The sequence below is a fragment of the Micromonospora sp. KC606 genome, assembly GCF_004348675.1.
Classification (GTDB): domain Bacteria; phylum Actinomycetota; class Actinomycetes; order Mycobacteriales; family Micromonosporaceae; genus Micromonospora.
This window is the reverse complement of record NZ_SMKN01000309.1, coordinates 1-5,214: the sequence shown is the minus strand read 5'-3', so window position 1 is coordinate 5,214 and position 5,214 is coordinate 1. Positions and strand designations below refer to the sequence as shown.

Annotated in this window: 5 protein-coding genes; 1 reads left to right on the top strand and 4 read right to left on the bottom strand. The window is 70.9% G+C overall.

Translation table 11 applies throughout. The features are described from left to right. Positions 1-487 precede the first annotated feature (487 nt). The 4 genes from E1193_RS32230 to pdhA all read right to left on the bottom strand — a co-directional run bounded on the left by E1193_RS32230 (position 488) and on the right by pdhA (position 4,475). A complete protein-coding gene (locus E1193_RS32230; protein WP_165945860.1) occupies positions 488-625 on the bottom strand; it encodes a hypothetical protein in 138 nt (45 codons plus the stop codon). 219 nt (positions 626-844) lie between these two features. Then, positions 845-2,302 carry a dihydrolipoamide acetyltransferase family protein gene (locus E1193_RS29905; protein ID WP_132186494.1) on the bottom strand — a complete coding sequence of 486 codons (1,458 nt, stop codon included), beginning with the start codon at positions 2,300-2,302 and terminating at the stop codon, positions 845-847. 5 nt (positions 2,303-2,307) lie between these two features. Further along, a complete protein-coding gene (locus E1193_RS29900; protein WP_132186493.1) occupies positions 2,308-3,297 on the bottom strand; it encodes an alpha-ketoacid dehydrogenase subunit beta in 990 nt (329 codons plus the stop codon). Further along, positions 3,297-4,475, bottom strand: coding sequence for a pyruvate dehydrogenase (acetyl-transferring) E1 component subunit alpha (pdhA, locus tag E1193_RS29895; RefSeq protein WP_132186492.1), 1,179 nt, complete (start codon positions 4,473-4,475; stop codon positions 3,297-3,299). The genes E1193_RS29900 and pdhA overlap by 1 nt, the downstream gene beginning before the upstream one ends. 489 nt (positions 4,476-4,964) lie before the next feature. On the opposite strand from pdhA, the gene E1193_RS32225 reads away from it, so the two are divergent. After that, positions 4,965-5,214: hypothetical protein (locus tag E1193_RS32225; protein ID WP_165945859.1), on the top strand; the 250-nt coding region annotated here is incomplete at its 3' end.

Genomic DNA, 5,214 nt, shown 5'->3' with positions numbered 1-5,214 from the left:
GGGCCCAGCCCAGATCCGGGGCGGCATTGTTGCCGTATCCCGGTTGCGCTTGTCGTTCGCCGTACGGCGCCGGTCCAACGGCGCCCGGCGGCACCTCGTCCGGCTCCTGGCCGGGGCGGTGCTGGCCCTCGGACGTCATGGGTGCGCCTCCTCCATCACATGTCGGCCCGCCGATGCCGTCCGGGTCCGGACGGCTGACTCGCCGGTGTCGCCGGCGGATCGGCCGTGCGGTCTCCCCGCACCGTATCCGGTGGCCGCGCGGAGCGCCCGGGGAGCACCGGCCGTCACCCACCGTCGCCGGACGATCGCGACCGGCTCTCATCCGGATCCATATCGTCAGGGGTCGGTGGGCGGCGACCGTGCCCCACCGTACCGGTCGTCCGGTCGAGGTGGAATCCCGGTCTCGGAGGGTCCGGAACGCCGACGACCCGCCCGGGGCCCGGGCGGGTCGTCGATCTGGAGGAGGTGAGGAAGGTTTGTGCCGACGTCAGCTCATGTGACGTTGGGCGACCGCGAGGATCTCCTCGCGCACCGCGGGCGAGTTGGCGGAACGAAGCGCTTGCTCGATCGCGCGGGCGCGGCGGTGGGCGTCGCGGCGGCTTCGGATGCGCTCGATCATGCTCATGGTGACTCTCTCCTCCGGCTATTCGGTTGTCAGCCCCTGATGTCTCCATTGAAGCGCAGATCGCCGCGAACCTCCATCGATTATTAGGTGAGCTGAGCCACCTGCCTAAGGATCGTAGGCTTCTGGAGGCCTAGTCAAGGTTTTCTTCCGCCAAAGGTCACGGCCGGTGTGCCGGGCGTTCACCCTGCGCACACCGGCCGTGGGCCGTGTCGTGAACCGTCAGGTCCAGGCGAGCAGCGCCGCCTCGGGATCGGCCAGGAAGTCCCCGACGTCGCGGAGGAACTTCGAGCCCAACTCGCCGTCGATGATCCGATGGTCGAAGGAGAGACCGAGGGTGGTGACCTGCCGCGGCCTCACCTTGCCCTTGTGCACCCACGGCATCTCGCGAACCGCGCCGAAGGCGAGGATCGCCGACTCGCCCGGAGGCAGGATCGGTGTGCCGGTGTCCACTCCGAACACACCGACGTTGGTGATCGTCAGTGTGCCGCCCGACATGTCCGCCGGTGCGGTCTTCCCGGCCTTCGCCGTCTGCACCAGAGCGGTCAGCGCGTCCGCCAGCTCGCGCATCGAGAGCCGGCCGGCGTCCTTGATGTTCGGCACGATCAGCCCTCGCTCGGTGGCCGCCGCGATGCCGAGGTTGACGTAGTCCTTGACCACGATCTCGTCACCGGCCCAGGACGAGTTGACCATCGGATGGCGCCCGACCGCCAGCAGTACCGCCTTGGCGACCAGCAGCAGCGGCGAGACGCGGACGTCCCGCCACTCCCGTCGGGCCCGGAGCCGGTCCAGGGCCTTCATCGCCCGTGTCACGTCGACGGTCAGGAACTCCGTGACATGCGGGGCGGTGAATGCCGAGCGGGACATGTTCTCGGCGGTGAGCTTGCGTACCCCCTTGACCGGGACGCGCTGCTCGCGGTCCGCGCCGAAGCTCGCCGCCGCCACGGTTGGGGCGGTGACCGTCTGCGGCTCGGCCGTCGCGCCCGCCCGCCGTACGTCCTCGCGGGTGATCGAGCCCAGCGGTCCCGACCCGGTCAGTGTGGACAGATCGACGCCGAGATCCTTGGCGAGCTTGCGTACCGGCGGCTTGGCCAACACCGGCCCGCCGGCCCGACCGTTGGCCGCCGGAGCCGCCGGAGCCGCCGCGGGTGCCGGAGCCGCCGGAGCCGCCGCGGGTGCCGGGGCAGGAGCGGACGCCTTGGCCGGCGCGACCGGCGCCGACGCCTGGGCCGGGACGGCACCCTTGCGTGGACGCCGCTTGGCTGCCGTGGTCCGGGGGCCGTAGCCGACCAGCACGGCCGTACGCCCACCCGGAGCGGGGCCGCCGGTCAGACCGGGCGCGATCGCCCCTTCCGCCGGGGCCACCTCGACCGCTGCCGGCGTGGCCGCCGACGGAGTCGCGGCGGAGGCCGGCTCCTCGACCGGCCCGGCGTTCGGGTCGGTGTCGATCGCGATGATCGGCGCGCCGACCTCGACAGTGGTGCCCTCCGGATGGAAGATCGCCCGCACCTGGCCGGCCCACTTCGCCGGGATCTCGACAGCCGCCTTGGCCGTCTCCACCTCGACGATCGGCTGGTTCAGCTCGATGACGTCGCCCACCTTGACCAGCCAGGCGAGAATCTCGCCCTCGGTCAGGCCCTCACCCAGGTCGGGGAGGTTGAACTCCTTGATCCGCGACATGCCGCTCACCAGCCGAAGGTGCGGTCGACGGCGTCGAGCACCCGGTCGAGGTCGGGCAGGTACTCCTCCTCCACCCGGGCGGCCGGGTATGGGGTGTCGTAGCCGGTGACGCGCAGCACCGGGGACTCCAGGGAGTAGAAGCACTCCTCGGTGACCCGGGCCGCGATCTCCGAACCCAGGCCCAGGTTGCCGGGGGCCTCGTGGACGACCACGCAGCGGCCGGTGCGCCGCACCGACTCGTACGCCGGACCCAGATCGAGCGGGGAGAGCGAGCGCAGGTCGATGACCTCAAGCTCCCGGCCGTCCTCGGCGGCGGCGGTCGCCGCGTCCAGACAGGTCCGCACCATCGGGCCGTACGCCAGCACGGTGGCGTCGGTGCCCGCCCGGACGACCCGGGAGGCGTGCAGCGGGTACGCCGCCGACAGCGGGGCGTCCAGGTCGACCGGCCCCTTCTCCCAGTAGCGTCGCTTCGGCTCCAGGAAGACGACCGGGTCGTCCGAGGCGATGGCCTGCTGGACCATCACGTACGCGTCCTGCGGGTTGGCGCAGGTCACCACCTTGAGGCCGGCGGTGTGCGCGAAGTACGCCTCCGGCGACTCCGAGTGGTGCTCGACCGCGCCGATGCCGCCGCCGTACGGGATCCGGATGACCATCGGGATCCGGACCTTGCCCTGCGACCGGTAGTGCATCTTCGCCACCTGCGACACGATCTGGTCGTAGGCGGGGTAGACGAAGCCGTCGAACTGGATCTCGCAGACCGGCCGGAAGCCCCGGATGGACAGGCCGACCGCGGTGCCGATGATGCCGGACTCGGCCAGCGGGGTGTCGATCACCCGCTGGTCGCCGAAGTCCTTCTGGAGCCCGTCGGTGATCCGGAAGACGCCGCCGAGCTTGCCGACGTCCTCGCCCATGATGACGACCTTCGGGTCGTTCTCCAGCGCCTTGCGCAGACCGGTGTTGAGGGCCTTGCCGAGGGTGAGCGTCTCCGTGGCCATCAGTGCGCGCTCCCCTCGAACGACTCCAGGTAGGTCGTGAACTGTGCCCGCTGGGCGTCGAGTTCCGGTGACCCGTGCGGGTAGACGTGGTCGAACATGGTCACCGGTGCCGGGTCGGGCATGGCGAGCACCCGCTCGCGCAGGTGCACCGACTCGGCGCGGGCCTGCTCGTCGACCACGGCGAAGAACGACTCGTCGGCGATCTGCTGCTTGGTCAGGAACGCCTTCATCCGGGCGATCGGGTCCTTGGCCTGCCATGCCTCGACCTCGCTGGCGATCCGGTAGCGGGTCGGGTCGTCGGAGGTGGTGTGCGCCCCCATCCGGTAGGTGTACGCCTCGATCAGGCTGGGGCCCTGGCCGAGCCGGGCATTGTCCAGCGCGTGCCGGGTCACCGCGTACGACGCGAGCACGTCGTTGCCGTCCACCCGTACGCCGGGGAAGCCGAAGCCGTTGGCGCGCTGGTAGAGCGGGACGCGGGTCTGCCGCTCCAGCGGCTCGGAGATGGCGTACTGGTTGTTCTGGCAGAAGAAGACCAGCGGGGCGTTGAAGACGCTGGCCCAGACGAAAGCCTCGTTGACGTCACCCTGGCTGGTCGCGCCGTCGCCGAAGTAGGCGATCACCGCCTCGCCGTCGTCGGTGCCGGTCTTGCCGTCCATGTGGACGCCCATGGCGTACCCGGTCGCGTGCAGGGTCTGCGCCCCGATCACGATCGTGTACATGTTGAACTTGAACTCGTTCGGGTCCCAGCCGCCCTGGTCGACACCACGGAACAGGCCGAGCGGCATGATCGGGTCGATGCCCCGGCAGTAGAGCACGCCGTGCTCGCGGTAGGTCGGGAAGGCCATGTCCTGGGTGCGCAGCGCGCGGCCGGAGCCGACCTGGGCCGCCTCCTGGCCGAGCAGGCTGGCCCACAGGCCCAGTTCGCCCTGCCGCTGGAGTGCGGTGGCCTCGGCGTCGAGCTTGCGGACCAGGACCAGATCGCGGTAAAGCCCGCGGTACTCCTCGTCGGTGAAGTCGACGCGGTAGTCGGTCCCGTCCGGACCGACGGCGCTCTCGATCCGCTCACCCTCCGGGGTGAGCAGCTGCACGAGTTCCGGCCCGCCGGTGCGGGTGGCTCGCTTGGAGCGGGGTGCGGCCCGCCGGCCGCGGGTGGTGACCCCGGGGTCGCCCTTTGCCATCCGTCTCTCCCTGTCGTGTCTGCGTCGGCGCCGGGGGTGACCCGTCCGCGCAAATCGTGCGCCGGCCCGGCCGGTGCCGGGCTGGTCCTGGCGGCCGCGCCTAGCCCCGGTGAGGGTTGCCACGCGGCGTGAGCCGGATTCGGGAAGGAACCCGGTTCGGGAGCGCCGGCGCCGAGCCGCGCCTGCCGCGGGTGCGCGGAGGTCGCGGCTGCGTTGCCGTCGTGCTCTGAATGATGTCAGAGGAGGTGAGCGGGCCCACAGTATGGCCCTCCGAGCTGGCCCGGTTCTAGCTGATTAGCGACTAATGAGCGTTTATTCCGTATGGAAGATTCACGCCGACGGACAATTTGTGTGTCGACACGCTGTGGCGGCTGGTGAACTGAGCGTCATTGGTCCAAGCTGACCGAATGCCGGGTGAGGGTTTTGCGGCTTTTGTCCGTTTGGTGGCTCTCCGGCGTCCACGGTTCATGGTCGACGAAGGAGTGCACGGTGTCCGAGCCAGGTGACGGTCCTCCCGCCCCGCTCCTCGGTCGGCACCGAGCCGGCGGTGGCGGCTACCGCCGGATGGTCGGCGCCCACCGCGCCCCCGCCGTGGGCAAGCCCGGGCGAGGCTACCTTTTCACGGTCGCCCTCCTCGCCGGCGCCGCTTCGATGCCCATTCTCGCCGCACTCAGCACCGGCTCCGCCACCGTCGGCAGCGGCGCGCTCCCCGACGGCAGCACGCCCTTCCTGCCCACCC

Coding starts and splice junctions, on each gene's coding strand:
- E1193_RS32230 (WP_165945860.1), bottom strand. CDS start 625: ATGAGCATGATCGAGCGCATCCGAAGCCGCCGCGACGCCCACCGCCGC.
- E1193_RS29905 (WP_132186494.1), bottom strand. CDS start 2,302: ATGTCGCGGATCAAGGAGTTCAACCTCCCCGACCTGGGTGAGGGCCTG.
- E1193_RS29900 (WP_132186493.1), bottom strand. CDS start 3,297: ATGGCCACGGAGACGCTCACCCTCGGCAAGGCCCTCAACACCGGTCTG.
- pdhA (WP_132186492.1), bottom strand. CDS start 4,475: ATGGCAAAGGGCGACCCCGGGGTCACCACCCGCGGCCGGCGGGCCGCA.